This window comes from Arthrobacter sp. GCM10027362 (assembly GCF_042679445.1).
Classification (GTDB): Bacteria; Actinomycetota; Actinomycetes; order Actinomycetales; family Micrococcaceae; genus Crystallibacter.
Genome location: NZ_JBHTML010000242.1, coordinates 1 through 4,943, shown reverse-complemented (window position 1 = coordinate 4,943; position 4,943 = coordinate 1). Strand labels below are relative to the sequence as shown.

Annotated in this window: 6 protein-coding genes; 4 read left to right on the top strand and 2 right to left on the bottom strand. The window is 69.9% G+C overall.

All coding sequences use genetic code 11. The features are described from left to right. The first annotated feature begins 91 nt into the window (after positions 1-91). From ACFQ36_RS20720 to purL, 4 genes are all read left to right on the top strand, one after another. Entirely contained in the window at positions 92-436 is a 345-nt protein-coding gene (locus ACFQ36_RS20720; protein WP_377017111.1) for an SSI family serine proteinase inhibitor, read from the top strand. 333 nt (positions 437-769) lie between these two features. Next, positions 770-1,042 carry a phosphoribosylformylglycinamidine synthase subunit PurS gene (purS, locus tag ACFQ36_RS20715; protein WP_377017109.1) on the top strand — a complete coding sequence of 91 codons (273 nt, stop codon included), beginning with the start codon at positions 770-772 and terminating at the stop codon, positions 1,040-1,042. Further along, positions 1,042-1,812 (top strand): phosphoribosylformylglycinamidine synthase subunit PurQ, encoded by a 771-nt coding sequence (gene purQ / locus ACFQ36_RS20710; protein WP_377017107.1) that lies wholly within the window; start codon positions 1,042-1,044, stop codon positions 1,810-1,812. The genes purS and purQ overlap by 1 nt, the downstream gene beginning before the upstream one ends. Continuing rightward, positions 1,812-4,217 carry a phosphoribosylformylglycinamidine synthase subunit PurL gene (gene purL / locus ACFQ36_RS20705; protein ID WP_377017105.1) on the top strand — a complete coding sequence of 802 codons (2,406 nt, stop codon included), beginning with the start codon at positions 1,812-1,814 and terminating at the stop codon, positions 4,215-4,217. The genes purQ and purL overlap by 1 nt, the downstream gene beginning before the upstream one ends. A 66-nt stretch (positions 4,218-4,283) precedes the next feature. Here purL and ACFQ36_RS20700 read toward each other — a convergent pair whose 3' ends face one another. Then, complete coding sequence (locus tag ACFQ36_RS20700) at positions 4,284-4,604, bottom strand: putative quinol monooxygenase (protein WP_377017103.1); 321 nt, start codon at positions 4,602-4,604, stop codon at positions 4,284-4,286. Beyond that, a partial coding sequence (locus ACFQ36_RS20695; RefSeq protein ID WP_377017101.1) for a DUF1990 family protein occupies positions 4,601-4,943 on the bottom strand: 343 nt, incomplete at its 5' end. The genes ACFQ36_RS20700 and ACFQ36_RS20695, both read right to left, overlap by 4 nt.

The following is a 4,943-nucleotide window of genomic DNA, read 5'->3' as shown; positions in this document are numbered from 1 at the left end:
ACCGCCTGCCTCGACGCCGGTCACTCCACCGGCGCCGCCGTCGAGCCCGGCGCCCACGCCGCCGGCCCAGCCACCGACCCGGGGAGCCGCAGTGACCGATGCCAAGCTGAAGATCGTGCTGTCCACGCAGGGCGTGACCGGCAGCACCGAGCAGACCCTGGAATGCGTCGACTCGCGGCCGACGGACGCCTCCACGGTCAGTGATCCGGCCGCGGCGTGCGCGGCGCTGGCCAAGTCCGGCGAGGCCGTCTTCTTCGCGCTGCCGGATCCCAACCGGGCCTGCACCCAGCAGTACGGCGGGCCGCAGAAGGCACGCGTCACCGGGACCTTGAACGGCAAACCGGTGGACAAGGAGTTTTCCCTGACCGACGGCTGCCGGATTGCCGAATGGCAGGCGATGCAGGCGCTGTTCGGGAACTTCGGCCCCGACGTCTGATCCGTTGCCGGCTGCTCGATGACAGCTTCCGGGCACGTTCCGGGCCGCAGGGCCCGGAGACCCCGCAGCCCGGGCCTGGGGCGGACACTGCCCGGGCAGCCGGCCGGCAGGTGCGGGCCGTCAGCCTTGGGGCGGCCGGCCCGCGCGCAGCCGGCGGTCGCGTTTGATCTTCTCGGCCACCATCCGTCCCAGTCCGGCGACCACGGCGGCGGCCAGGAAAGGTAGCAGCACTGACTTGGGTCTCTCGGCCATGTGCCTATGGTATGCCCGGTAGAATGGGACTGCCCAGCTTCCCTGGAAGATCCAAACTGCCCCAAGCACAGGAGTTACCGGATGCCCCGGATCATTGTTGACGTCATGCCCAAACCCGAGATCCTTGATCCGCAAGGCAAAGCAATCGCCGGGGCGTTGCAGCGCCTGGGCCAGACCGGCTTCAGCGCCGTCCGCCAGGGCAAGCGGTTCGAACTGACGGTGGACGGCGAGGTCACCGAGGAGATCCTGGAGCAGGCCCGCCACGCCGCCACCACCTTGCTCTCCAATCCGGTGATCGAGGACGTCACCCGGGTCGAACTGGTCAAGGACGCGACCATCGGAGTCGGCGAGTAATGAGCGAGACCCCCCTGATCGGCGACTTCTCGCCCGCCCCCGACGCCGGGCTGTCCGGAGCCCGGATCGGCGTCGTGACCTTCCCCGGCACGCTCGACGACGTCGACGCCGCCCGCGCGGTGCGCCTGGCCGGCGGCACCGCCGTCAGCCTTTGGCACGGCGAGCATGACCTGCAGGCTGTCGACGCGGTCATCCTCCCCGGCGGCTTCTCCTACGGCGACTACCTGCGCGCCGGCGCCATCGCCCGCTTCGCGCCGGTGATGGAACAGGTCATCGACGGCGCCCGGGGCTCGCTGCCCGTGCTGGGCATCTGCAACGGCTTCCAGATCCTTACCGAGGCGCACCTGTTGCCCGGCTCGATGGTCAAGAACGACCACCTGCACTTCATCTGCCGCGACCAGCGGCTGCGGGTCGAGAACAACTCCACCGCCTGGACTGCCGAGTACGCGGCCGGGACCGAGATCGTGGTGCCGCTGAAGAACCAGGACGGCCAGTACGTCGCGGATGAAAAGACCCTGGACGAGCTCGAGGGCGAGGGCCGCGTGGTCTTCCGCTACGTGGACGTGAACCCCAACGGCTCCCGCCGGGACATCGCCGGCATCACCAACGCCGCGGGCAACGTCGTCGGCCTGATGCCGCACCCCGAGCACGCCGTCGAGGCCGGTTTCGGCCCGGATTCCTCCGCCTTCGGCCCGGTGGACGTGCGCGGCGGCACGGACGGGCTGGGCATTTTCACCTCTGTTTTGAAGAAGATCGTGGGGGCCAACTGATGACCGACCTTAACCAGCGAGTCCAGAGCCGGCTGGGCACCCCGGCCGAGATCCGGAACGAGCACGCGCACGACTTCGGCGGCCCGGCCACCGCCGTCGAGCACGTCGAGGGACGCAAGTTCAACATCGACACCGTCGAGCATGCGGCGCAGACCCCGGACACCGAGCTGCCCTGGGCCGAACTGGGCCTGAAGCAGGACGAGTACCACCGCGTGGTCGAGATCCTCGGCCGCCGCCCCACCGCCGCCGAGCTGGCGATGTACTCGGTGATGTGGAGCGAGCACTGCTCCTACAAGTCCTCCAAGGTCCACCTGCGCCAGTTCGGCGAGAAGGTCACCGAGGACATGAAGAAGGACATGCTGGTGGGCATCGGCGAGAACGCCGGCGTCACCGACCTGGGCGACGGCTGGGCCGTGACCTTCAAGGTCGAGTCGCACAACCACCCGTCCTTCGTGGAGCCCTACCAGGGCGCCGCGACCGGCATCGGCGGCATTGTGCGCGACATCATCTCGATGGGCGCCCGTCCGGTGGCCGTGATGGACCCGCTGCGCTTCGGCGCCATCGACCACCCCGACACCGCCCGCCTGGTCCACGGCATCGTGGCCGGCATCGGCGGCTACGGCAACAGCCTGGGCCTGCCCAACATCGGCGGCGAGGTGGTCTTCGACTCGGTCTACCAGGGCAACCCGCTGGTCAACGCGCTGGCCGTGGGCGTCATGCGGCACGAGGACATCCGCCTGGCCAACGCCTCCGGCACCGGCAACAAGGTGGTGCTCTTCGGTGCCCGCACCGGCGGCGACGGCATCGGCGGCGCCTCGGTGCTGGCCTCCGAATCCTTCGACGACAGCAAGCCCTCCAAGCGGCCCGCCGTCCAGGTCGGCGACCCGTTCGCCGAGAAGGTACTGATCGAGTGCTGCCTGGAGCTGTTCAAGGCCTCCGTGGTCGAAGGCATCCAGGACCTCGGCGCCGCCGGCATCTCCTGCGCCACCTCCGAGCTGGCCTCCAACGGCGACGGCGGCATGCACATCGAACTGACGTCCGTGCTGCTGCGGGATCCGACCCTGACCCCGGGCGAGATCCTGATGTCCGAGTCCCAGGAACGCATGATGGCGGTGGTCAAGCCGGAGAACGTCGAGGCGTTCGAGGCGATCCTGGCCAAGTGGAACGTGGAGTTCTCCTGGCTCGGCGAGGTCACCGACACCGGGCGCCTGGTCATCGACTGGGACGGCGAGACCATCGTGGACGTGGACCCGCGCACCGTGGCCCACGAGGGCCCGGTCTACGAGCGCCCGTACCACCGGCCCGGCTGGCTCGACGGCGTGCAGGCGGACTCCTTCGCCGGTTCCGCCGCCGCTGCCTCCCGCCCCGCATCCGGCGAGGAGCTCAAGGCGGCGGTGCTGGAACTGATGGCCTCCCCGAACATGTGCGCCAAGGACTGGATCACCAACCAGTACGACCGCTACGTGCGCGGCAACACCGCGCTGGCCATGCCCGACGACGCCGGGGTGATCCGCGTGGACGAAACCACCGGCCTGGGCGTGGCCCTGTCCACCGACTGCAACGGCCGCTACGCCTACCTGGACCCGTACGCCGGCGCCCAGCTGGCCCTGGCCGAGTCCTACCGCAACGTCGCCACCGCCGGCGCGGTGCCGATGGCGGTCACCGACTGCCTGAACTTCGGCTCCCCGGAGGACCCCGAGGTGATGTGGCAGTTCGCCGAGGCCGTGCGCGGGCTCTCCGACGCCTGCATGGAACTGGGCGTGCCGGTCACCGGCGGCAACGTCTCGCTCTACAACCAGACCGGCGGCGTGGCCATCCACCCGACCCCGGTGGTCGGCGTGCTGGGCCGGTTCGACGACGTCGCCCGCCGTACGCCGTCGGGCTGGCGCGAGGACGGCCAGGCAATCTACCTGATGGGCACCACCCGGGACGAGCTGGACGGCTCGGAGTGGGCCAACCTGCGCGGGCACCTCGGCGGCAGGCCGCCGGTGCTGGACCTGGCCGCGGAGAAGCTGCTCGGCGAGCTGCTGGTCAACGCCTCGCGCGACGGCATGGTCGACGCCGCGCACGACCTGTCCGAGGGCGGCCTCGCCGCGGCCCTGGCCGAGATGGCGCTGCGCTTCGGCGTCGGCGCCCGGATCGGGCTGGACGAGCTGTGCGAACGCGACGGCGTGGACCTGTTCACGGCGCTGTTCTCCGAGTCCCAGGCACGCGCCGTCGTCGCCGTGGCCCGCAGCGAGGAGGTGCGGTTCACGGACATGTGCACCGCGCGCGGCTTTGCGCACATCCGCATCGGCGTGGTGGACACCGAGAACCAGGCGCTGGATTTCCAGGGCAAGTTCAGCCTGCCGCTGGCCGAGCTGAAGGAAGCGCACGAGGGCACCCTGCCGAAGTACTTCGCCTGACCGCCGGTCTCAGGACGAAGGGCGCCTTTCCCGTGCGGGAAGGGCGCCCTTCGCTGTATCCGTGCCCTATTCCACGGTCATTTCGCCCATCTCGTCCCAGTCCTCGCCCTCGATCTGGCGGCTGATGATCCGCGGGGTCTGCTGCAGGTACTGCGGCTGCTCGGCCATCGCCTTCCTGAAGTGTTCGCTGTTCACGTGCGCCTCGGCGGCACCGTCCTTGAAGGCCTCGACAAGCACGTACTCGTGCGGGTCCTCGACGCTGCGGGACCAGTCGAACCAAAGGTTTCCCGGCTCGGCGCGGGTCGCCTCGGTGAATTCCCGCACCAGCTCGGGAAAGTTGTCCGCGTATTCGGGCCTGACCTTGAACTTCACCACGATGAAAATCATGGCTCCATCCTGCCAGATGCCAGCTTCCGGGCGGCCGAGAGGTACCTGCGGGTGACCAGCTGCTGGCAGGCGGCCGCCACCGGGCCGCCAGCGGTGTAGAACCAGTTGGCGTGCCGGCTGAAGGCGAACAGTTCGAACCGCACCTGCCCGTCCGGCCCCAGCACGGCGACAAAGCTTTCCTCCCCCCTTTCGGGGTGCCCGGGCAGGGTGCCGTAGCCGAAGCCGGTGCGCCGGGACCCGGCGGACCGCCGGTCCTCCTCGGCCCAGACCACTTCGCAAGGCGCCCACAGCCGGAACGGCCCGGCGCCGAAACCCGCGGCCATCCGCACGCCGGCCGCC